We start from the raw sequence: 20,823 nt of genomic DNA, 5'->3' as shown, positions 1-20,823 counted from the left end.
GTCGATCGGATGCCGCTTCGGGATCTCTTTCCGTGGACCGGGCGTGGTGCGCGGCCCCAGGTGGCCCCCGGCGGTCCTCGGCGGGCGGCACGGTAGGTTCGACGGCCATGGAGACTCGGGGTTCGCGACGCCCGTTGCTGCTGTCGGCGGCGGTGCTGCTGGTGCTGGCGGCGCTCGCGGCGGTGCTGACGCTGGCCGTGCGCGGCTCCGACGGGCGGCCGTCGGCGGCGGGCGCCGCGGCGGGCCGGAGCGGACCGACCGGGCCCGCCCCGGTGGACCTGGCGGCCCTGGTCGACGGGTACACCGCCGGGTTCACCCCGGGCGGCCCGTACACCGCGCCGGACGCCGGGCAGCGCCGGGCGATCGCCGACGGTGTGCTCGGCGCGCTGGACGGGCAGGCCGAGCAGGCCGGGCGCTCACTGGCGCGGGTCGGCTACCGGCTCACCGAGTTCACCGAGGCGGCGACCGGCCGCCGGGTGGCGGAGATCGCCGACGGCGCGGACGCCGACGGCACGGACGCCGGGAGCCGCGGCTGGGGCCGGGTCTACCTGGACCTCTCGGCCCGGGCGGGCTGGTCCGTGCAGGTGCCCCACCCGGTCTCGGACGCCCGTACCGAGGCGCTCGGGGTGGACCTCTTCCGGGCCGAGCCGGGCGGGGTGCTGGTGCTCGCCGGGGCGCACCGCCGGGCCGGGGCGGACGGCGCCTCGGACGTCGCGCACCGCGCCGACACGGTCTTCGCGGCGGTGGTCGAGGCGCTCACCGGGCGCGGCCTGCCCGGCATCCAGGTGCACGGCTTCGACGAGGGCAGCCTGCCCGGGCAGGACGCGGTGGTCTCCAGCGGCGCCGGCCAGCCGGGCCCGGCCGCCGAGCTGACCGCCACCGGGCTGGGCAGGGCCGGGTACGCGGCCTGTCGGGCCTGGCGGGAGAAGTGCGGGCAGCTCGGGGGCACCACCAACGTCGAGGGCCGGTTCGCGGCCGGGCTCGGCGTGCCGTGGCTGCACGTCGAGCTGGGCAACGGGCTGCGCACCGAGCCGGCCCGCCGTGCGGAGGTGGCCGGGGTGCTGGCGCAGACGGTCCGCGGCTGGGCTGCGGGCCGGAGCTAGTGGGGCCAGGGGCTAGCAGGGGCGGCGGCGCAGGTCCATCACGTAGTCGTGCGGGGCGCCGGCGCTCTCCGCGGCGTCGGCGACCAGGCCGAGGTAGCGGGCCGCGGGCAGGCCGCCCTCGTAGTCGTTGAGCACGTACGTCCAGACCGGGGTGTCGCCGTCCAGGGTCTGCGCGCGCAGTTTGATCTTGCGGTAGATGCCGAGCTGGACGCCCTCCCAGCGGTCCAGGCCCTCCTCGTCCATCGGCGCGACGTCGTACAACGAGACGAAGACCCGGTCCTTGCCGTCCTCGACGACGGTGGCCAACGAGCCCTCCCAGCCGAGCTGTTCACCGCCGAAGGTGAGCCGCCAGCCGTCCAGCCACCCGGTGCCGCGCAGTGGTGAGTGCGGGGCGCGGCGGGTCATCTGCCGTGCATCGAGGTTGGTGGCATACGCGGCGTAAAGGGGCATGAGGGGAAGACTAGCCCGGCCGGTGGACGGTCCGTGGCGACTGGGCGATCGCACAGAAGCCCGGACCCCGGCGTGGCGGCGCTCCCGGCGTGCGGGACAATGGTGCACGTGACTCGGATCGTGATCATCGGTGGCGGACCCGGCGGCTACGAGGCTGCGCTGGTGGCCGCGCAGCTCGGCGCGGAGGTGACCGTCGTCGACCGCGACGGTCTGGGCGGATCGGCGGTGCTCACCGACTGCGTGCCGTCGAAGACCCTGATCGCGACCGCGGAGGTGATGACCACCTTCGACAGCTCGTACGAGGAGCTGGGCATCACCGTCGCGCAGGACGAGGCCGCGGACGCGGCCAAGGTCATCGGCGTGGACCTGGGCAAGGTCAACCGCCGTGTGAAGCGACTGGCGATCGCGCAGTCCCACGACATCACCCAGTCGGTCACCCGGGCCGGGGTCACCGTGCTGCGCGGCCGCGGCCGGCTCGGCGGCGGCGGGCAGGCGGTGGACGGCTCCCGCGAGGTGCTGGTGGACGCGCCGGACGGCACCGTCCAGTCGCTGCGCGCCGACGCGGTGCTGATCGCCACCGGCGCCCACCCCCGCGAGCTGCCGGACGCCCAGCCGGACGGCGAGCGGATCCTCACCTGGACCCAGGTGTACGACCTGGAGGAGCTGCCCCGCGAGCTGATCGTGGTCGGCTCCGGTGTGACCGGCGCGGAGTTCGCGGGTGCCTACCAGGCGCTCGGCTCCAAGGTCACCCTGGTCTCCAGCCGTGACCGGGTGCTGCCGGGCGAGGACCCGGACGCCGCCGAGGTGCTGGAGGACGTCTTCCGCCGCCGCGGCATGAACGTGATGGGCCGCTCGCGCGCCGAGAGCGTCAAGCGGATCGGCGACCGGGTCGAGGTGGCCCTCGCCGACGGCAAGGTGATCGAGGGCACGCACTGCCTGATGGCGGTCGGCTCGATCCCCAACACCGCGGAGATGGGCCTGGAGGAGGCCGGGGTCAAGCTCAACGACTGGGGCCAGATCCAGGTCGACCGGGTCTCCCGCACCAGCGCCCCGGGCGTCTACGCGGCCGGCGACTGCACCGGCGTCTTCATGCTCGCCTCGGTGGCGGCCATGCAGGGCCGGATCGCGATGTACCACGCGCTCGGCGACGCGGTGCAGCCGCTGAACCTGAAGACCGTCGCCTCCAACGTCTTCACCGACCCGGAGATCGCCACCGTCGGCTACACCGCGGCCGATGTGGAGTGCGGCAAGATGGACGCGGTCGTGGTCAAGCTGCCGCTGCGCGGCAACCCGCGGGCGAAGATGCAGGGCATCCGGGACGGCTTCGTGAAGCTGTTCTGCCGCCCGGGCACCGGCATCGTGGTGGGCGGCGTGGTCGTCGCCCCGCGGGCCAGCGAGCTCATCCACCCGATCGCGCTCGCGGTGGACGCCAATCTGACCGTCGAACAGGTGGCCAGCGCCTTCACCGTCTACCCGTCGGTCTCCGGCTCGACCGCCGAGGCCGCCCGGCAGCTGCACATCCGCAAGCGGGTCGAGGGCGAATCCTGAACCTCCGGCGCACAGTTGAGGGCGGCTGCCGATCGGCGGCCGCCCTTCGCGCAGGAGTGATCGTCACCCGGACGGCGGGCGCGGTCCCGGGCTGCTGACGGCGCGTATTGTACGGTCACGCGCCGCTCTTGCGTGAGCAATTCCAGCTACTAGCTGCAAACGCCTGAAAGCAGACGGTCACGCACGTTACCGTCGGTTCTGTGTTTGCAGCAGAACGTCGCCAGTTGATCCTCGAAATGGTGCGCGCCAACGGAGCGGTCTCGCTCCGGGAGTTGGCCCGCGTCGTCCAGACCTCCGAAGTGACCGTGCGCCGCGACGTACGGGCCCTGGAGGCAGAAGGGCTCCTCGACCGCCGGCACGGCGGCGCGGTGCTCCCCGGCGGCTTCAGCCGCGAACCCGGCTACCCGCAGAAGACCCACCTCTCCGCGGCGGAGAAGAGCGCCATCGCGGACCTCGCCGCCGGCCTGGTGGAGGAGGGGGACGCGGTGGTGGTCGGCGCCGGCACCACCACCCAGGAGCTGGCCCGCAGGCTGGCCAGGGTGCCCGGCCTCACCGTGGTCACCAACTCGCTGCTGGTCGCCCAGGCGCTGGCGCACGCCAACCGGGTGGAGGTGGTGATGACCGGCGGCACCCTGCGGGGTTCCAACTACGCGCTGGTCGGCAGCGGTGCCGAGCAGTCCCTGCACGGGCTGAGGGTCTCCAAGGCCTTCATCTCCGGCAGCGGGCTGACCGCGGAGCGGGGCCTATCCACCGCCAACATGCTGTCCGCGAGCGTGGACCGGGCGCTGGTGCAGTCGGCCAACGAGGTCATCGTCCTCGCCGACCACACCAAGCTCGGCGCGGACTCCATGTTCCAGACCGTGCCCACCGAGAACATCACCCGGCTGGTCACGGACGAGCAGGCGACCGCCGACGACGGCACCGCCCGGGAACTCGACGCGATCGCCGACTGCGGGGTGCAGATCGACCTGGCGCCGCTCGGCGCCGCCCCCACCGGGGACGCCCCGGTGCACGGCACCGGCAGCGGGCCCGTCCACCAGACCCAGCCCGGCCCGCTGGCACGCCGCCCCGCCCCGCCCCCCGGCGGCGCCCCGCTGCCCGGCCAGCGCCGGCCGGGCGCGCACGGCGGTCCGGCCGGGCCGGGCGGCATGCCGACCCGGCTGGCCGAGCTGGGCCTCCCGCGCGGGCGCTGAGGGCCCGTACAGCCGCGCGAACGCGGCCGGCCCGCACCCCCCGAGGGGGTACGGGCCGGCCGGTGCTCCAGGGAGCGTGTCAGTCCTTGATCTCGCACAGCGCGGCGCCGCTGCTGACGCTCGCGCCCACCTCGGCCTTGAGGCCGACGACGGTGCCCGCCTTGTGCGCGTTCAGCGGCTGCTCCATCTTCATCGCCTCCAGGACCACGATCAGCTCGCCCTCGGCGACGACCTGGCCCTCCTCGACGGCGACCTTGACGATGGTGCCCTGCATCGGCGAGGCCAGGGTGTCACCGCTGACGGCCGAACCGGCCTTCTTGGCGCCCACCCGGCGCTTGGCCTTCGCGGCACCCGCGGCACCGGGCGCCGGGGCCGCCGAGACGCCCAGCGAGGACGGCAGCGAGACCTCGATCCGCTTGCCGCCGACCTCGACCACGACGGTCTCGCGGCCCTCGGCCTCCTCGCCGTCGCCGGCCGCGCCCGCGAACGGCGGGATGGTGTTGTCGAACTCGGTCTCGATCCAGCGGGTGTAGATCGTGAACGGGCCCTCGCCGCCGTGCACCTCGGGCGCGAACGCCGGGTCGGTGACGACCGCCTGGTGGAACGGGATGGCGGTGGCCATGCCCTCCACCTTGAACTCGTTCAGCGCGCGGCGGGCCCGCTCCAGGGCCTGCTTGCGGTCCCGGCCGGAGACGATCAGCTTGGCCAGCAGGGAGTCCCAGGCCGGGCCGATGACCGAGCCGGTCTCCACGCCGGAGTCCAGCCGGACACCCGGGCCGGACGGCGGCGCGAACAGCGTCACGGTGCCGGGCGCGGGCAGGAAGCCCCGACCCGGGTCCTCGCCGTTGATGCGGAACTCGAACGAGTGGCCGCGCACCTCGGGGTCGCCGTAGCCCAGTTCCTCGCCGTCGGCGATCCGGAACATCTCGCGGACCAGGTCGAGTCCGGTGACCTCCTCGGTGACCGGGTGCTCGACCTGCAGCCGGGTGTTGACCTCCAGGAAGGAGATCGTGCCGTCCAGCGCCACCAGGAACTCGCAGGTCCCGGCGCCCTCGTAGCCGGCCTCCTTCAGGATGGCCTTGGACGCCCGGTACAGCTCGGCGTTCTGCTCGGCGGTCAGGAACGGCGCGGGCGCCTCCTCGACCAGCTTCTGGTGCCGGCGCTGGAGCGAGCAGTCACGGGTGGAGACGACCACCACGTTGCCGTGCTTGTCCGCGAGGCACTGGGTCTCCACGTGCCGCGGGTTGTCCAGGTAGCGCTCGACGAAGCACTCGCCGCGGCCGAAGGCGGCGACGGCCTCGCGCACCGCGGACTCGTACAGCTCCGGGATCTCCTCCAGCGTGCGGGCGACCTTGAGGCCGCGGCCGCCGCCGCCGAAGGCCGCCTTGATGGCGACCGGAAGGCCGTGCTCCCGGGCGAACACGACCACCTCGTCGGCACCCGAGACCGGGTCCGGGGTGCCGGCGACCAGCGGCGCGCCGGCGCGCTGCGCCACGTGCCGGGCCGTGACCTTGTCACCGAGGTCGCGGATGGCCTGCGGGGGCGGGCCGATCCAGGTCAGGCCCGCGTCGAGGACGGCCTGGGCGAAGTCGGCGTTCTCCGACAGGAACCCGTAGCCGGGGTGGATGGCGTCGGCCCCGGAGTCCGCCGCGGCCTTCAGGACCTTGGCGATGTCCAGGTAACTGGTGCCGGGGGTGTCTCCACCCAGCGCGTAAGCCTCGTCGGCCGCGCGGACGTGCAGCGCATCCCGGTCCGGCTCGGCGTAGACGGCGACGCTGGCGATACCGGCGTCCGAGCAGGCCCGGGCGACGCGGACGGCGATTTCCCCGCGGTTGGCGATGAGCACCTTGCGCACTGTGGCTCCCTTCTTGAACCTGGTCGAGTTTATGGATTCCTGGGCGGTACCGGCGAGTAGCCCCAGGTTGTGAACTATCCCACACGGACGGTGATGAATTTCCGGGGCCCGTCGGCCGCCCGTCCGGTGACGCCGCAGGTCGCGGCCGGTGCGGTCGAACCGGCCGGATCCACAGCGGGTGACCGGGCGTTGTCCGGTTCCCCGGTGGCATCGGACACACTCTCGCGCGGGCGGCTCAAAGGACGGTGGAACGGGCGGCGGGGCGCCGCGGTCCCGCGGGCCCGGCCGTCAGGCCCAGAGGTCGACCAGCCGGACGTCCAGGTCGGCGAGCAGGGCGCGCAGCAGCGGCAGCGAGAGGCCGATGACGTTGCCCGGGTCGCCGTCGATGCCCTCGATGAACGGCGCCGAGCGCCCGTCCAGGGTGAACGCCCCGGCGACGTGCAGGGGCTCGCCGGAGGCCACGTAGGCGGCGATCTCGGCGTCGTCCGGGGTGCCGAAGCGGACGGTGGTGGACGCGGTCGCCGAGGACTGCCGGCCGGTCGCGGTGTCGATCACGCAGTGGCCGGTGCGCAGCACCCCGGCGCGACCGCGCATCGACTGCCAGCGGGCGAGCGCCTCGGTGGCGTCGGCGGGCTTGCCGAGGGCCTGGCCGTCCAGCTCCAGGACGGAGTCGCAGCCGATCACCAGCTCGCCGCCGGTCAGTTCGGCGGCGACCGCCTTCGCCTTCGCCTCGGCCAGCACCAGGGCGAGTTCGGCCGGGGTGGCGGCGCTGATCGCGTCCTCGTCGACGCCGCTGACCACCACGCGCGGGTCGAGGCCCGCTTGGCGCAGCAGTCCGAGGCGGGCGGGGGAGGCGGAGGCGAGGACGAGGATGCGCTGGTCGGTCATGCCCCTCAGGGTAGGGGGTGCCGGTGTCCGCCGTTCGGGTGAACGACGGCCACCGCAGTCGGATCAGCGGCGGTCACAGCAGGAGGAGGACGGCGGCCACCATCGCGAGGGCGGCGAGCACCCGGCCGGCCCGGTGCAGCCGCTCCATCATCCGGCGGGCCTCCGGGGAGGGCTCGTCGCGGGGGTCTGACCAGAGCACACGTCCAGGGTGCGCCGCGCCCGGCCCCGGGCGCCTGAGTATCCGTACTCAGCTTTCGGGCAATCCGGGCGGACGGGCCCGAACGGGTGCGGGGGGGGGGGGGGGGGGGGGGGGGGGGGGGGGGGGGGGGGGGCGGGGGGGGTGGGGGGGGGGGGGGGGGGGGGGGGGGGGGGGGGGGGGGGGGGGGGGGGCAACCCCCCCCCCCCCCCCCCCCCCCCCCCCCCCACCCGGCGGATCAGCTCGCCCAGCCGGACGTCCGCCAGGCGTTGACGCCCGGGTGGACGGCCGGGCGGAACAGGCGGGAGCGGTCGTTCCAGGGGGCGGCCGGGCCGGCACCGGCCAGGCGTGCCGCCTCGGCGGCGGCCTGCGCGGCGGCGGCCCGGGCCTGGACCACCGCCAGGACGGCGGCGAGCTCCTCGGGGGTCGGCTGCCCGTGCAGCACGTGGATCGGGGCCATGGCTCAATTCTCTCCCGACGGGGGCCTACAGGGGGATGTTGCCGTGCTTCTTCGGCGGCAGCACCTCGCGCTTGCCGCGCAGTGCCCGCAGACCCCGGACGATGTGTCGGCGGGTCTCGCTCGGCGGGATCACCGCGTCCACGTAGCCGCGCTCGGCCGCCAGGTACGGGTTCAGCAGGGTGTCCTCGTACGAGGCGATCAGCTCGGCCCGCTTCTGCTCGGCGCCGCCCGCCGACCCGGCCTCGGCGATCTCCCGCCGGTGCAGGATGTTGACCGCGCCCTGCGCGCCCATCACCGCGATCTGCGCGGTCGGCCAGGCCAGGTTGAGGTCGGCGCCCAGGTGCTTGGAGCCCATGACGTCGTACGCGCCGCCGAAGGCCTTGCGGGTGATCACGGTGATCAGCGGGACGGTCGCCTCGGCGTAGGCGTAGATCAGCTTGGCGCCGCGGCGGATGATGCCGTCCCACTCCTGCTCGGTGCCGGGCAGGAAGCCGGGCACGTCGACGAAGGTCAGCACCGGGATGTTGAAGGAGTCGCAGGTCCGGATGAAACGGGCGGCCTTCTCGCTGGCGTTGATGTCCAGGCAGCCGGCCAGGTCCATCGGCTGGTTGCCGACGATGCCGACGGACTGGCCCTCGACCCGGCCGAAGCCGGTGATGATGTTGCCCGCGTACAGCGGCTGGGTCTCCAGGAACTCGCCGTCGTCGACGATGTGCTCGATCACCTTGCGCATGTCGTACGGCTGGTTCGCCGAGTCCGGCACGATGGCGTCGAGTTCGAGGTCCTCGTCGGTGACGGTGAGGTCCGCCTGCTCGGGGTAGGACGGCGGGTCCGACAGGTTGTTGGAGGGCAGGTACGAGAGCAGGCTCTTGACGTACTCGACGGCCTCCTTCTCGTCGGTGGCCAGGTAGTGCGCGTTGCCGGACTTGCTGTTGTGGGTGCGGGCGCCGCCCAGTTCCTCCATGCCGACGTCCTCGCCGGTCACGGTCTTGATCACGTCCGGGCCGGTGATGAACATGTGCGAGGTCCGGTCGGCCATCACCACGAAGTCGGTGATCGCGGGGGAGTACACCGCGCCGCCCGCGCAGGGGCCCATGATCAGCGAGATCTGCGGGATCACGCCCGAGGCGTGCACGTTGCGGCGGAAGATCTCGCCGTACAGGCCGAGCGAGACCACGCCCTCCTGGATCCGGGCGCCGCCGGAGTCGTTGATGCCGATGACCGGGCAGCCGGTCTTCAGCGCGAAGTCCATCACCTTGACGATCTTCTCGCCGAACACCTCGCCCAGGGAGCCGCCGAACACGGTGAAGTCCTGGGCGAAGACGGCGACCTGGCGGCCGTCCACGGTGCCGTAGCCGGTCACCACGCCGTCGCCGTACGGGCGGTTCCGCTCCTGCCCGAAGTTCGTCGAGCGGTGCCGGGCGAACTCGTCGAACTCGACGAAGGAGTCCTCGTCCAGCAGCTCCGCGACCCGCTCGCGGGCCGTCAGCTTGCCCTTGGCGTGCTGCTTCTCCACGGCCGCGGCGGAGCCGGAGTGCACCGCCTCGTCGAGCCTGCGCCGCAGGTCGGCGAGCTTGCCGGCGGTGGTGTGGGGGTCGTACGGCGCCTCGGTCATCCGGTGGCTCTCCCTGATCCATGGGCCGCGACCTGTTCGAGTGCGCGCGGGCCGGAGTGGGGGCCCGCGCATGAGGGCAGGGCGGCGCTGCGAACTACCGTTGGGTAGCGTAGCCAGCGCGCGGGCCCGGACGTCACGTCCTGGCGTTATGGCCATCGACACAGTGTGTCAACGCGCGTTCTGCGGGACGATGGGGCGGCCTACGCCCCCGGCGTCCGCACACCCCCTAGTGTTCTGGACCATGACCGCACCCGACTCCCCCCGCCGCAGTGGACTGCGCGGTTTCGGCCACGCCGGACCGTCGCCGTGGACCGACCTGGACCGCCCGCCGCTGGACGAGGCGGCGCTGCGCCGCGACCTGCTGGTCCCGGACGGGCTCTGGACCTCGGTGGACGTCGTCGCCGAGACCGGCTCCACCAACAACGACCTCGCCGCCCGCGCCCGGGCCGGCGCCCCGCAGGGCGCGGTGCTGGTCGCCGAGGTGCAGAACGCCGGGCGCGGCCGGCTGGAGCGCCAGTGGAGCGCCCCGGCCCGCTCCGGGCTGTTCCTGTCCGTCCTGCTGCGCCCCGAGGAGGTGCCGGTCGAACGCTACGGCTGGCTGCCGATCCTGGTCGGGGTGGCCACCGCCAGCACGCTGAGCCGGGTCGCCGGGGTCGAGGTCGGGCTGAAGTGGCCCAACGACCTCCAGGTGGAGATCGACGGCGCCGAGCGCAAGCTCGGCGGCATCCTCACCGAGCTGAGCGGTGGCGCCGTGGTCGCGGGCCTCGGCATCAACGTCTCGCTGCGCGAGCCCGAACTGCCCGTCCCCACCGCCGCCTCGCTCGCGCTGGCCGGCGCCGAGGTCACCGACCGGTCCACCCTGCTGCGCGCCCTGCTGCGCGAGTTCGCCGGGTTGTACCGCACCTGGACGGCCGCCGCCGGCGACCCGCACACCAGCGAGCTGCTCCGCGCCTACGCGGACCGCTGCACCACGCTCGGCCGCCAGGTGAAGGTGCACCTGCCGGGCGACCGGGAGCTGGTCGGCGAGGCGGTGGCGATCGACGGCGACGGCCGCCTGGTGGTCCGCACCCCCGACGGCGCACGCCGGGCGGTCGGCGCGGGGGACGTCGTCCACGTGCGCCCCGAGCCCCGCTGAACGGCACTCTTCACCTCTCCTTGACCCGGGCTGATGCCCCGGATCGCGCGATTCCGTGCGAACATTCCACCTGGCAGCGGTGTGAGGCGCGCCACTGCCCGCCGGGTGGCGGGCGCGCCCGGACAGGCAGGACACGAGGCGAGTGCGGCGACCGCACGGGGACGGACCGGTGGCAGAGGACGGCAGCAGCGGCGCGACATCGGGGACCCACGACCCCACGGTCGCGCTCGAACTGGAACGCCTGATCCTGGACGCGCCACGCCGCTACACCCCGTACCAGGCCGCGCGGGCCGCCGACGTCCCGATGGAGCTGGCGACCCGCTTCTGGCGGGCCATGGGCTTCCCCGACATCGGCCAGTCCCGGGCCCTCACCGACGGCGACGTGATCGCCCTGCGCCGGCTCGCCGGCCTGGTCGAGTCCGGCCTGCTCAGCGAGTCGATGGCGATCCAGGTGGCCCGCTCCACCGGCCAGACCACCGCCCGGCTGGCCGGCTGGCAGATGGACACCTTCCTGGAGAACCTCACCCAGGCCGTCGAGCCCGGCCTGACCCGCGCCGACGTCGCCTACCCGCTGGTCGAGCTGCTGCTGCCGGAGCTGGAGCAGTTCCTGGTGTACGTCTGGCGCCGCCAGCTCGCCGCCGTCACCGGCCGGGTGGTCCAGGCCGCCGAGGACAATGAGATCACCAGCGGCCGCCTCGCGGTGGGCTTCGCCGACCTGGTCGGCTTCACCCGGCTGTCGCGGCGGCTGGAGGAGGAGGAGCTCGGCGAACTCGTCGAGACCTTCGAGAACACCTGTTCGGACCTGATCGCCGGGCAGGGCGGCCGGGTCATCAAGACCCTCGGCGACGAGATCCTCTACGTCTCCGAGGACCCGGTCACCGCCGCCGAGATCGCGCTCAGCCTGATCGAGGCCCTCGCCGAGGACGAGACCATCCCCGCGCTGCGGGTCGGCATGGCCTTCGGCACGGTCACCTCGCGGATGGGCGACGTCTTCGGCACCACCGTGAACCTGGCCAGCCGGCTCACCTCGATCGCGCCCAAGGACGCGGTGCTGATCGACGGCGAGTTCGCCGCCGCGCTGGAGCAGTACGGCAGCGTGGCCCCGCCGGACGCGGACGGCCCCGGCCTCGCCGAGGCGCTGTCGGCCGCCGCCGGGATGCCCGCCTCGGGCCTGCCGGTGCCGGGCCTGGACGCCGGGCACCGGTTCCACCTGCAGCCGATGTGGCGCCGGCCGGTGCGCGGGCTCGGGCTGGTCGAGCCGTGGCTGCTGTCGCGGCGGCTGAAGCCGGAGTAGGCCTCCGCCGCTGCCCCTCCCGGGCCCTTCTCGCGCCTCTCCTGGAGCCTTTCCGCTCCCTTCCGGGCCCCTTCCGGTCTTCTCCTGTGCCCTTCCCGGCTTTTCCCGGGCCTTTCCAGCCTTCCCCGGCCCTTTCCAGGACGTGGCCCCGGGCCGGTCCCGATGCTTGGGGTGCCGAACGGTTGAAACCCGTACGGTCGGTTGCGGGTCCGCCCCGGCAAACGGGGCATAACCGAACGAAACCGCCATAGTCTTGGTGAAAGCGGCCGGGTGGGTGCGGCCGCCGTCGGGGGTCCGGCAGGACCGGGCACAGGGAGCGAGGCGAGCCGGTGAGCAGCGAGGCGATCATGACGGACCGCGGCTGCGACTGCGGCGGCCCGCGGCTGTCCGGCCAACTGCCCGACCTGCGGCTGCAGTCCGTGGTCGAGCTGGCCCAGGACATGGCCCGCGCGCTCACCCCGCTGGAGGCCGTCCGGGCCGCCGCCGCCCGCGCCACCGAGGCGCTCGGGGCGACCATGGCGGCCGTCTCCGTCTGGGACCGCGAATCCGGCCGGCTCCGGGTCCTGGTCAACCACGGGGAGCTCGCGCCCGGCGAGGAGGAACTGCCCGAGGACGAGTCCTACCCCGTCGCCGACTTCCCCGAGATCGTCACCTATCTGGAGGAGCGCTGGACCACCGGGCGCCTCCCTCGGGCCTGGCTGCAGACCGCCGAGAACGCCGAACCGCACGCCGGACACGCCCACCCCACCGCCGGCGCGTACTGCCAGGAACGCGCCGCGGCGCTGCGCCGGCGAGGCCGCGCCTGCTGCGTGGTCGCCCCGATCGTCCTGCACGGGCAGGCCTGGGGCGAGCTGTACCTGGCCCGCAGCGTCGGGAAGCCCGGGTTCGTCGCCGCCGACACCGACTACGCGACCCTGCTCGCGGCCCAGATCTCGGCCGGCCTCGCCCAGACCGAACGCCTCGCCGACCTGCGCAAACTCGCCTTCTCCGACCCGCTCACCGGCCTCGCCAACCGGCGCGCCGTCGACGCCCGGCTGGAGAGCGCCCTCACGGCGCACAACCGGGACAACACCGTGGTCTCGCTCGTCGTCTGCGACGTCAACGGCCTCAAGCGGGTCAACGACCAGCTCGGCCACGAAATGGGCGACCGGCTGCTCGAACGGTTCGCCCACCAGCTCTCGGTCGCCGCGGCCAAACTCCCCGGCAGCCTCGCCGCCCGCCTCGGCGGCGACGAGTTCTGCCTGCTCGCCGAGGGGCAGAAGGCCGACGAGGTCGTCGCCGTCGCCGAGGAGCTCTGCGCCCGGGCCCTGGCCCTGTCCGAAGGCGAGGGCGTCGCCTGCGGCGTCGCCTCCACCGGCGACTCCATCGGCCCGGTCACCACCCCAGACCGGCTCTTCCGGCTCGCCGACGCCGCCCAGTACCGGGCCAAGGCCGCCCGGGCCGCCCACCCCGTCGTCGCCGGGCGCAGCCACGGCCCCGGCTTCTCGCCCGACCCCACCGTGCTGCTCGCCGACGCCGCCGACCCGCACCACCGGGCCGACGGACGCGCCCGCCCGGGCCGGGCCGGGGCGGGCGACCGGCGGCGCTTCCGGGGCGCCGCGCACAGCGCCGACCCGGGCCAGCTGCTCACCGCCGTCCTCGCGGCCCTCGACCAGGCCGCCGCCGCCCGGGCCGTCCACCCCGCCGACACCCTCGGCAAGCTCGTCGTCGTCGCCGAGGCCTCCGCCCGGCTGCTCGACGCCGTCGGCTGGTGGGTCTCCTACGTCCCGCCCGGCTCCCACCTCATGCGCACCGCCCAGCACGCCGTCTACCGGATGACCAGCGGCCCCAGCAGCACCCGCGCCGAGACCCAGCGGGCCCAGATCGAGGCCCCGGACGCCGTCTTCGACCTGCGCCACTACCCGATGACCCGCCGCGCCGTCCGCGGCGGCGCCTTCGCCCTGCGCGCCGGCGCGGCCGGCAACGACCCGGCCGAGGAGGCCATGCTGGTCGTCTCCGGCTACCGCGGCATGGTCGCCGCCGGCGGCCAGAACCCGGCCGGCGGCTGGCTCGTCGAACTCTTCGCCGACGACGCCACCCTGCCGCTGGGCCAGGCCGCCTTCGCCATGCGCGCCCTGGTGGCCGTCGCCCTGGCGGGCGCGGCCTCGCCCCCGGTGGTGTGAGGCCGGGGGAGGCTGGTCGGCGCGGTCAGGCCGGCCCGAGGGCGCGCAGGACCGCCTCGACCAGGCGGTCGGCGTAGGCGGGGTCGAGCGGGCCGAGCCGGTAGAGCCAGCGGTAGTGGAGCGGGCCGTAGAGGAGTTCGAGGGCGAGGTCGAGGTCCGCGTCGGGGGCGAGCTGGCCGGCCTCGCGGGCGCTGTGCAGGCGGGCGCGGGTGACGTCGAGGAGTGGGTTCAGCAGGCGGGTGCGGTACTCGGCGTACAGGGCCGGGTCGTTGAGCATCTCGGCGGTGATGGCGCGGTAGCTGCGGTCGAGGGCGGGGTCGGTGAGCTCGGCGGTGGTGGGGCGCAGGACGGTTCGCAGGTCGGCGGCGAGGTCGCCGGTGTCGGGGAGGTCGAGGCCGCCCTCGTGCTCGTTGGTGGCGAGGAAGGCGTCGAAGACGACGGCGCCCTTGGACGGCCACCAGCGGTAGATGGTCTGCTTGCCGACGCCGGCCCGGGCGGCGATCGCCTCGATGGTGAGCTTGCCGAAGCCGACCTCGGCGACGAGTTCGGAGGCGGCGGCGAGGACGGCGGCGCGGGAGCGTTCGCTGCGGCGGGCGGGATCGGGGGCGGTTCTGTGGGCCATGGCGGAAATTCTAAGCGAAGTGGCGAGACGGTACGTATCGTCTTGACGCGGCGTCGGATCCGGGATCATGCTGGAGGGGCGCCAGCGAGACGGACCGTCTCGTCTTGTTCTGAACCCTGGAGGCCCCATGACCCGCTCCGCCCACCCCGCCCACATCCTGATGGTCTCGGTCCCGGCCCACGGGCACGTCAACCCCAGCCTCGCCGTGATCGCCGAACTGGTCGCCCGGGGCCACCGGGTCAGCTACGTCAACGACGCCTCCTTCGCCGAGGCCGTCGAGTCCACCGGTGCCCGCCTCGTCCCGTACCCGACGCGGCTGCCGCTCGCCGACGACCCGAGCGGGTGGCCGGAGGACCCGGTGGCGATCCAGGAGGTGTTCCTGGACGACGCCCTCGCGATGCACCCCGTCCTGCTGGAGGCCTTCGCGGACGACCGCCCCGACCTGGTGCTCCACGACATCGCGGGCTTCGCCGGGCGGGCGCTCGGCGAGCGGCTGGGCGTGCCGGTGGTGCAGCTGTCGCCCACCTACGTCGGCTGGGAGGGCTTCGAGCAGGACATGGCGGAGGTGTACGAGGCGATCCGCAACGGGCCCGGCGGCGCCGAGCACCACCGGCGGTTCGCCGACTGGCTGGCCGAGGCCGGGGCGGTGGAACGCGACGTGGACGCCTTCAAGGGCCGCCCGGTGCGGGCCGTCGCCCTGATCCCGCGCGCCCTGCAGCCCAACGCGGACCGGGTCGACGAGCGGCGCGTCAGCTTCGTCGGGCCGTGCTTCGGCGACCGCGCCCATCAGGGGGAGTGGTGGCGGCCGGCTGCCGCCGAGAAGGTGCTGCTGGTCTCGCTCGGCTCGGCCTTCACCCACCAGCCCGCGTTCTACCGGGCCTGCGTCCAGGCCTTCGGCGACCTGCCCGGCTGGCACACGGTGCTCCAGGTCGGCGCGCACACCGACCTGGCCGACCTGGGCGAGGTGCCGGACACCGTCGAGGTGCACCGGTGGGTGCCGCAACTGTCGGTGCTCGCGCAGGCGGACGCCTTCGTCACCCACGCGGGCATGGGCGGCTCCAGCGAGGGGCTGTACCACGGCGTGCCGATGATCGCCGTGCCGCAGGCCGCAGACCAGTACGCCAACGCGGACGCGCTGGTGGGGCTCGGCGTCGCCCGCCGCCTGGACACCGGGGAGGCCACCCCGGAGGCGCTGCGCGGCGCGCTGCTGGAGCTGGTCGGCGACCCGGCGGTGGCCGAGCGGTTGAAGGCGCTGGCCGCCGCCGGCCGGGCCGAGGGCGGCACCGCCCGCGCGGCGGACCTGATCGAGGCCGAGCTCAGGGGGTGACCGGCACGGCGGGGGAGGACGTGGCGGGGGAGGGCGCGGTGATCCGGTCCGGCCGGGTGTAGACGTTCGCGCCCTCCCCGCGCAGGAAGCCGACCAGGGTCAGGCCCAGCTCCTCCGCGAGGTCCACCGCGAGCGAGGACGGCGCCGAGACGGCCGCCAGCAGCGGGACGCCCGCCAGCGCGGCCTTCTGGGTCAGCTCGAACGAGGCCCGGCCGCTCACCAGCAGGACGTGCCCGGTCAGCGGCAGCCTGCCCTCGCGCAGCGCCCAGCCGACCACCTTGTCCACCGCGTTGTGCCGCCCGACGTCCTCGCGGGCGCAGAGCAGTTCGCCGGTGGCGGCGTCGAACAGGCCGGCCGCGTGCAGGCCGCCGGTGGACTCGAAGGTGCGCTGGGCGGCCCGCAGCCGGTCCGGCAGGCCGTACAGCAGGGACGGCGGGACGGTGAGCGGGTCCTCGCCCACCGGGTGGCGGACGTGAGTGCGGACGGCGTCCACGGTGTCCCGGCCGCACAGGCCGCAGGCGCTGGTGGTGAGCAGGTTGCGGTGCGCGGACAGCGGCAGCGCGCGAGCGGCGCCGCGCAGGGTGGCGTCGACGACGTTGTAGGTGTTGGCGCCGGCTTCGTCCGTCCCGGCGCAGTACCGCAGGGCGGCGAGTTCCTCGGAGGTGTGCACCAGCCCCTCGCCGACCAGGAACCCGGCCACCAGGTCGAAGTCCTGCCCGGGGGTGCGCATGGTGACGGTCAGCGGTTCGCCGCCGAGCCGGATCTCCAGCGGCTCCTCCGCCGCCAGCGAGTCCGGCCGCACCCCGCGCTCGTCCCCCCGCAGCCGCACCACCCGGCGCCGTGCCGTCGCCCGCGTCATCGCCCTGCCACCTCCGTGCGTGTCCGTGGGCACCAGCGTGCGGCACGGGGCGGGCCGGGGGAAAGTCCTGCCGGCCGGTACGGGGCGTGCGATCGTGGCCGTTCCGGATGGCGACCACCTGTTGTCATATCTTCATTCACCTGATGTGATGGTGTATATGGATATGCACAGTGCTGTGGCCCCCGACGCTCCGCTGGTCCAGGTCGGCAAGGCCGACGTCAGCGCCGAGGACGTGCTGGCCGTCGCCCGGGGGAACGCCCGGGTCGAGATAGGCCCCGACGCGCTCGCCGAGATGGCGACGGCGCGGGCACGGATCGACGCCCTCGCGGCCGAACCGCGCCCCGTCTACGGCGTGTCGACCGGATTCGGCGCGCTCGCCGTCCGGCACATCAGCCCCGAACTGCGGGCGCAGCTCCAGCGGTCGCTGGTGCGCTCGCACGCGGCCGGGATGGGACCGGCCGTCGAGCGCGAGGTCGTCCGGGCACTCGTCTTCCTGCGGATGAAGACGCTGGCCTCCGGCCGGACCGGGGTGCGCCCGCTGGTCGCGCAGACCATGGCCGCCCTGCTCAACGCGGGCATCACCCCGGTGGTCCGGGAGTTCGGCTCGCTCGGCTGCTCCGGCGACCTCGCGCCGCTGTCGCACTGCGCGCTGGTCCTGATGGGCGAGGGCGTGGCCACCGGCCCGGACGGCGTGGAGAAGCCCGCCGCCGAACTGCTCGCCGCCGCCGGCATCGAGCCCGTCGAACTGCTGGAGAAGGAGGGCCTGGCCCTCATCAACGGCACCGACGGCATGCTCGGCATGCTGGTGATGGCCATCGCCGACCTGCAACGGCTGTACACCACCGCCGACATCACCGCCGCGATGACCCTGGAGGCGCTGCTCGGCACCGACAAGGTGCTCGCCCCCGAACTGCACGCCCCGATCCGCCCCCACCCGGGCCAGGCGCTGAGCGCCGCCAACATGCTGGCCGTCCTCAAGGACTCCGGCCTCACCGGCCACCACCAGGACGACGCGCCGCGGGTCCAGGACGCCTACTCGATCCGCTGCGCCCCGCAGGTGGCCGGCGCCGGCCGGGACACCCTCGCCCACGCCCAGCTGGTCGCCTCCCGCGAGCTGGCCGCCTCGGTCGACAACCCGGTGGTGCTGCCGGACGGCCGGGTGGAGTCCAACGGCAACTTCCACGGCGCCCCGGTCGCGTACGTGCTGGACTTCCTCGCCATCGCCGCCGCCGACCTGGGCTCGATCTCCGAGCGCCGCACCGACCGACTGCTCGACAAGGCCCGCTCGCACGGCCTGCCGGCCTTCCTGGCCGACGACCCCGGCGTGGACTCCGGCCTGATGATCGCCCAGTACACCCAGGCGGCGCTGGTCAGCGAGAACAAGCGGCTCGCCGTCCCGGCCTCGGTCGACTCGATCCCGTCCTCCGCGATGCAGGAGGACCACGTGTCGATGGGCTGGTCCGCCGCCCGCAAGCTGCGCCAGGCCGTCGACAACCTCGGCCGGATCCTCGCCGTCGAACTCACCGCCGCCGCCCGCGCCCTGGAGATCCGCCAGCAGGCCGACGGCGCGGGCCGCACGGCCCCGGCCACCGCGGCCGCCATGGCCGCCGCCCGGGAGGCGGGGGTCGGCGGCGCCGGCCGCGACCGCTTCCTCTCGCCGGACCTGGAGGCGGCGGCCGCGCTGGTCGCCTCCGGGGAGCTGGTGCGGGCGGTGGAGCGGGTCACCGGGCCGCTGGCCTGAGCCGGTGTGACCTGGTGTGACCTGGTGAGATCGGTGCGTTCGGTGCGTTCGGTGCGTTCGGTGCGTTCGGCGTGACGGGCCGTCGGGTCCGGTGCGGGCGGCGGGGCTCAGTCCCAGTCGTCCCGGGACCGGGACCGCGGCTCGTCCCGGTCCCGGCGGTTGCCGAACGCGGCGGCGAAGTTGACCCCGACGATGCCCGCCCAACTGACGATCAGGCCGATGAAGCCGCCGCTCTGCAGGCTGGCCGCGATCGCGGTCAGCGGGATGCCGAGGACCAGCGAGATCACCGCAAGCCGGTTGCCGGGGAGGCCGAGCCCCGGCCCCGGGCGGTGGGGTCGGCGCCGGTGCGCGGGCTCGTAGTCGTCCATCCGCTCGGCCACCCGGCGCTCGACCCGGGCGTCCAACCGGGCGTCCAGGCGGCTCAGGAACGAGTCGACCAGCTCCGGCTCGTACTCCTTGCCGAGTTCCTTGCGAGCGTGCAGGGCGGCGTCGAGGTCGCGCCGCAGGTCGTCCTGGCGAGTGTCCATGGGACCAGCCTGGGCCCGCGCCGGGGCGCGGTCCATCCGTCGGTGGGGGAATCCGGGCGGGTTCAGGGAGAATTCAGGGTTACCCCGAGCTCCCACCCGCTCGGGCCGTCTCACCCGGCGTCCCGCCGTACGAGACGTCTTTGCCAGGCGCGACGCACTGCTGCACAGTCGTCGTCCGAATCGCTCGCATCCGGAGGTACCGCTGATGACCGCCACCGACGAGGCCGGCACGGTCGGCCCCTCCGCCCGGCTGCTCCAGCTGTTCGAAGGCCACCGACTGACCCCGACCCAGCGGCGGATCGCGCACTCGCTGGTCCGGCACGCCACCGAGGCGCCGTTCCTCTCCAGCGTCGAGGTCGCCGAACTCGCCGGCGTCAGCCAACCGTCCGTCACCCGCTTCGCGGTCGCCCTCGGCTACGACGGCTACCCGGCGCTGCGCAAGCAGCTGCGCGAACTCGGCGCGGGCGAGACCGCCGCGCCGGAGACCCCCGACGACGCGGTGCGCAACGAGCACCAGCAGGCCGTGCTCGCCGAGATCGCCCACCTGCGCCACCTCGCCGAACTCCTCGCCGACCCCGAGCCGATCACCCGCGCCGCCCGGCTGCTCGCCGCCTCCCGCCCGCTGCCGGTGCTCGGCCTGCGGGCCGCCTCCGCGCAGGCGCGCGGCTTCGCCTACTTCGCCGCCAAGGTGCACCCGGACATCCGCCTCCTCGACGAGGGCGGCAGCATGCTCGCCGACCGGCTGGAACAGGCCGCCGCGGCCGGGGCCACCGCGCTGCTCTGCTTCGCGCTGCCGCGCTACCCGCGGGAGCTGATGGACGCGCTGGTGGTGGCCCGCGAGTGCGGGCTGACGGTGCTGACCGTCGCCGACAGCGCCTTCGCGCCGGTCGCCAAGCTCTCCGACCTGATGCTGCCGGCCGCCGTCGGCACCGGGCTGGTCTTCGACACCGCGTGCGCGCCGATGATGCTCGGCCGGGTGCTGTTGCAGCGCATGTGTGACGAACTCCCGGGCGCGGAGGCCAGGTTGGAGGCCATCGAGCAGTCCGCCGCGGCACGTGGCCTGTTTTTGGAGTAGACACGGCGGGGAGTAGCCGTCACGAACCCGGGCATCCCCTACAGCAGGGGGTGCCTCCCATGCGCGTGATCCACGAGATGAAGTTCGTCGCCCGCCTGGCCTCGGGTGTCGACGAATGGTCCTGCCCCACCTGCGGACGCCGCGTCACCCTGCGGCGCCTGCCCGATCCCGAACTGACCGTCCTCGACCCGGGAGACGAGTCCGCCGTGCACGTCGGCGTCATCGAACCCGACGCCCGCACCGCCGCCGCGGCCGCCGAGAAGTACGGCCTCGGCCCGGTCCAGAACATCCCCCGCCCGCCGACCCCGCCCGCCCCCGACGCCGCCGACCGCCGCTGGCTCGCCGAGATCGGCATCGACTGGGACGGTGACGCCGCGGCCTGACTCAGGCGCGGGGTGCGTACGGCGGCAGTGCGGAGGTGTCCAGTTCGGCGGGCAGCGGTGCGGGCAGCGGGACGGGCTCGCCGTACTTGCCGTGCAGCACGCCCTGGTACTCGCCGTCGCGGGGGTGGGTGCGAAGCGTCCAGACGCCCTTGCGGGGGTCGACCGCGAGGAATGCTGGTTCTCCCACCGCGCGGGTAGGACGACCAGGTCGGGCGTCGCGTAGTCGTCCTCGTCGCCTGGAAAGGCGATGGATGCCGCCTCGTAGGCCCCGAGGCCGGGCAGTCGTGATCCGATCCGTTCGCGCAGCTGCCGCACGGTGCCGGCGTGCTTGCCCCGGCGGGGCGGAGACAGCAGCAGGGCGCCTCCGATGATCTCGACCCGCAGTCCGGT

19 protein-coding genes and 1 pseudogene are annotated in these 20,823 nt (G+C 74.4%); 10 read left to right on the top strand and 10 right to left on the bottom strand.

The features are described 5' to 3' along the window. Nucleotides 1–107 precede the first annotated feature (107 nt). Nucleotides 108–1,103 (top strand): hypothetical protein, encoded by a 996-nt coding sequence (locus AC07BF_RS24690; RefSeq protein WP_363580276.1) that lies wholly within the window; start codon nucleotides 108–110, stop codon nucleotides 1,101–1,103. A gap of 12 nt (nucleotides 1,104–1,115) precedes the next feature. Here the strand turns inward: AC07BF_RS24690 and AC07BF_RS24685 are convergent, their stop codons facing one another. Next, nucleotides 1,116–1,553, bottom strand: a complete 438-nt coding sequence (locus AC07BF_RS24685; protein WP_363580278.1) for a gamma-glutamylcyclotransferase family protein — start codon at nucleotides 1,551–1,553, stop codon at nucleotides 1,116–1,118. A gap of 99 nt (nucleotides 1,554–1,652) precedes the next feature. On the opposite strand from AC07BF_RS24685, the gene AC07BF_RS24680 reads away from it, so the two are divergent. Together AC07BF_RS24680 and AC07BF_RS24675 are read left to right on the top strand one after the other, a co-directional pair. Then, nucleotides 1,653–3,101 (top strand): NAD(P)H-quinone dehydrogenase, encoded by a 1,449-nt coding sequence (locus AC07BF_RS24680; protein ID WP_350877308.1) that lies wholly within the window; start codon nucleotides 1,653–1,655, stop codon nucleotides 3,099–3,101. 236 nt (nucleotides 3,102–3,337) lie between these two features. Further along, nucleotides 3,338–4,294: a DeoR/GlpR family DNA-binding transcription regulator gene (locus AC07BF_RS24675; RefSeq protein WP_400811353.1), complete on the top strand. Its 957-nt coding sequence runs from the start codon at nucleotides 3,338–3,340 to the stop codon at nucleotides 4,292–4,294. Between the two features lie 79 nt (nucleotides 4,295–4,373). Here the strand turns inward: AC07BF_RS24675 and AC07BF_RS24670 are convergent, their stop codons facing one another. The 5 genes from AC07BF_RS24670 to AC07BF_RS24650 form a co-directional block, all read right to left on the bottom strand. Continuing rightward, complete coding sequence (locus AC07BF_RS24670; protein ID WP_400811329.1) at nucleotides 4,374–6,149, bottom strand: acetyl/propionyl/methylcrotonyl-CoA carboxylase subunit alpha; 1,776 nt, start codon at nucleotides 6,147–6,149, stop codon at nucleotides 4,374–4,376. A 288-nt stretch (nucleotides 6,150–6,437) separates the two neighbouring features. After that, nucleotides 6,438–7,037 (bottom strand): nucleoside triphosphate pyrophosphatase, encoded by a 600-nt coding sequence (locus AC07BF_RS24665; RefSeq protein WP_400330463.1) that lies wholly within the window; start codon nucleotides 7,035–7,037, stop codon nucleotides 6,438–6,440. Nucleotides 7,038–7,110: 73 nt separating this feature from the next. Further along, nucleotides 7,111–7,236, bottom strand: coding sequence for a morphogenic membrane protein MmpB (gene mmpB, locus AC07BF_RS24660; RefSeq protein WP_279634918.1), 126 nt, complete (start codon nucleotides 7,234–7,236; stop codon nucleotides 7,111–7,113). Nucleotides 7,237–7,471: 235 nt separating this feature from the next. Beyond that, nucleotides 7,472–7,693, bottom strand: coding sequence for an acyl-CoA carboxylase epsilon subunit (locus AC07BF_RS24655; protein WP_363588079.1), 222 nt, complete (start codon nucleotides 7,691–7,693; stop codon nucleotides 7,472–7,474). Between the two features lie 25 nt (nucleotides 7,694–7,718). After that, nucleotides 7,719–9,308, bottom strand: a complete 1,590-nt coding sequence (locus AC07BF_RS24650) for an acyl-CoA carboxylase subunit beta (protein WP_363588077.1) — start codon at nucleotides 9,306–9,308, stop codon at nucleotides 7,719–7,721. Nucleotides 9,309–9,549: 241 nt separating this feature from the next. Between AC07BF_RS24650 and AC07BF_RS24645 the strand changes: the two genes are divergently transcribed. From AC07BF_RS24645 to AC07BF_RS24635, 3 genes and pseudogenes are all read left to right on the top strand, one after another. Next, nucleotides 9,550–10,443: a biotin--[acetyl-CoA-carboxylase] ligase gene (locus AC07BF_RS24645; RefSeq protein ID WP_063351348.1), complete on the top strand. Its 894-nt coding sequence runs from the start codon at nucleotides 9,550–9,552 to the stop codon at nucleotides 10,441–10,443. 169 nt (nucleotides 10,444–10,612) lie between these two features. Continuing rightward, entirely contained in the window at nucleotides 10,613–11,737 is a 1,125-nt protein-coding gene (locus tag AC07BF_RS24640) for an adenylate/guanylate cyclase domain-containing protein (protein WP_363588075.1), read from the top strand. 347 nt (nucleotides 11,738–12,084) lie between these two features. After that, a pseudogene (locus tag AC07BF_RS24635) lies at nucleotides 12,085–13,317 on the top strand (GGDEF domain-containing protein); the annotation flags it as partial. Between the two features lie 607 nt (nucleotides 13,318–13,924). Here AC07BF_RS24635 and AC07BF_RS24630 read toward each other — a convergent pair. Next, nucleotides 13,925–14,521 carry a TetR/AcrR family transcriptional regulator gene (locus AC07BF_RS24630; RefSeq protein WP_363588073.1) on the bottom strand — a complete coding sequence of 199 codons (597 nt, stop codon included), beginning with the start codon at nucleotides 14,519–14,521 and terminating at the stop codon, nucleotides 13,925–13,927. Nucleotides 14,522–14,648: 127 nt separating this feature from the next. On the opposite strand from AC07BF_RS24630, the gene AC07BF_RS24625 reads away from it, so the two are divergent. Next, nucleotides 14,649–15,848 (top strand): macrolide family glycosyltransferase, encoded by a 1,200-nt coding sequence (locus AC07BF_RS24625; protein WP_400844709.1) that lies wholly within the window; start codon nucleotides 14,649–14,651, stop codon nucleotides 15,846–15,848. Here the strand turns inward: AC07BF_RS24625 and fdhD are convergent. Then, on the bottom strand, nucleotides 15,838–16,707 hold the full coding sequence (gene fdhD, locus AC07BF_RS24620; RefSeq protein ID WP_400844707.1) for a formate dehydrogenase accessory sulfurtransferase FdhD: 870 nt from the start codon (nucleotides 16,705–16,707) through the stop codon (nucleotides 15,838–15,840). The genes AC07BF_RS24625 and fdhD overlap by 11 nt on opposite strands. A 157-nt stretch (nucleotides 16,708–16,864) precedes the next feature. Between fdhD and hutH the strand changes: the two genes are divergently transcribed. Further along, nucleotides 16,865–18,448 carry a histidine ammonia-lyase gene (hutH, locus tag AC07BF_RS24615; RefSeq protein ID WP_363588067.1) on the top strand — a complete coding sequence of 528 codons (1,584 nt, stop codon included), beginning with the start codon at nucleotides 16,865–16,867 and terminating at the stop codon, nucleotides 18,446–18,448. A gap of 107 nt (nucleotides 18,449–18,555) precedes the next feature. On the opposite strand, the gene AC07BF_RS24610 is transcribed toward hutH, so the two are convergent. After that, nucleotides 18,556–18,975 carry a hypothetical protein gene (locus AC07BF_RS24610; protein WP_478333925.1) on the bottom strand — a complete coding sequence of 140 codons (420 nt, stop codon included), beginning with the start codon at nucleotides 18,973–18,975 and terminating at the stop codon, nucleotides 18,556–18,558. 205 nt (nucleotides 18,976–19,180) lie between these two features. On the opposite strand from AC07BF_RS24610, the gene AC07BF_RS24605 reads away from it, so the two are divergent. Both AC07BF_RS24605 and AC07BF_RS24600 read left to right on the top strand, forming a co-directional pair. After that, nucleotides 19,181–20,050: a MurR/RpiR family transcriptional regulator gene (locus AC07BF_RS24605; RefSeq protein WP_363588063.1), complete on the top strand. Its 870-nt coding sequence runs from the start codon at nucleotides 19,181–19,183 to the stop codon at nucleotides 20,048–20,050. A gap of 59 nt (nucleotides 20,051–20,109) precedes the next feature. Further along, nucleotides 20,110–20,433, top strand: a complete 324-nt coding sequence (locus AC07BF_RS24600; RefSeq protein ID WP_363588061.1) for a hypothetical protein — start codon at nucleotides 20,110–20,112, stop codon at nucleotides 20,431–20,433. 1 nt (nucleotide 20,434) lies between these two features. Here the strand turns inward: AC07BF_RS24600 and AC07BF_RS24595 are convergent, their stop codons facing one another. Next, nucleotides 20,435–20,620, bottom strand: a complete 186-nt coding sequence (locus AC07BF_RS24595; RefSeq protein WP_478316857.1) for a hypothetical protein — start codon at nucleotides 20,618–20,620, stop codon at nucleotides 20,435–20,437. Nucleotides 20,621–20,823 lie beyond the last annotated feature (203 nt).

The sequence above is a fragment of the Kitasatospora sp. NPDC043950 genome (assembly GCF_056435345.1).
Note: the sequence above shows the minus strand (reverse complement) of the source record. Positions and strands in the feature narration are given on the sequence as shown.

Bases quoted from the DNA above. Each gene is read 5' to 3' on its own strand.
- AC07BF_RS24690 (WP_363580276.1), top strand. From the start codon at position 108: ATGGAGACTCGGGGTTCGCGACGCCCGTTGCTGCTGTCGGCGGCGGTG.
- AC07BF_RS24675 (WP_400811353.1), top strand. From the start codon at position 3,338: ATGGTGCGCGCCAACGGAGCGGTCTCGCTCCGGGAGTTGGCCCGCGTC.
- AC07BF_RS24650 (WP_363588077.1), bottom strand. From the start codon at position 9,308: ATGACCGAGGCGCCGTACGACCCCCACACCACCGCCGGCAAGCTCGCC.
- AC07BF_RS24655 (WP_363588079.1), bottom strand. From the start codon at position 7,693: ATGGCCCCGATCCACGTGCTGCACGGGCAGCCGACCCCCGAGGAGCTC.
- AC07BF_RS24630 (WP_363588073.1), bottom strand. From the start codon at position 14,521: ATGGCCCACAGAACCGCCCCCGATCCCGCCCGCCGCAGCGAACGCTCC.
- AC07BF_RS24665 (WP_400330463.1), bottom strand. From the start codon at position 7,037: ATGACCGACCAGCGCATCCTCGTCCTCGCCTCCGCCTCCCCCGCCCGC.
- AC07BF_RS24600 (WP_363588061.1), top strand. From the start codon at position 20,110: ATGCGCGTGATCCACGAGATGAAGTTCGTCGCCCGCCTGGCCTCGGGT.
- AC07BF_RS24685 (WP_363580278.1), bottom strand. From the start codon at position 1,553: ATGCCCCTTTACGCCGCGTATGCCACCAACCTCGATGCACGGCAGATG.
- AC07BF_RS24680 (WP_350877308.1), top strand. From the start codon at position 1,653: ATGGTGCACGTGACTCGGATCGTGATCATCGGTGGCGGACCCGGCGGC.
- AC07BF_RS24645 (WP_063351348.1), top strand. From the start codon at position 9,550: ATGACCGCACCCGACTCCCCCCGCCGCAGTGGACTGCGCGGTTTCGGC.
- fdhD (WP_400844707.1), bottom strand. From the start codon at position 16,707: ATGACGCGGGCGACGGCACGGCGCCGGGTGGTGCGGCTGCGGGGGGAC.
- AC07BF_RS24625 (WP_400844709.1), top strand. From the start codon at position 14,649: ATGACCCGCTCCGCCCACCCCGCCCACATCCTGATGGTCTCGGTCCCG.
- AC07BF_RS24610 (WP_478333925.1), bottom strand. From the start codon at position 18,975: ATGGACACTCGCCAGGACGACCTGCGGCGCGACCTCGACGCCGCCCTG.
- AC07BF_RS24605 (WP_363588063.1), top strand. From the start codon at position 19,181: ATGACCGCCACCGACGAGGCCGGCACGGTCGGCCCCTCCGCCCGGCTG.
- hutH (WP_363588067.1), top strand. From the start codon at position 16,865: ATGGATATGCACAGTGCTGTGGCCCCCGACGCTCCGCTGGTCCAGGTC.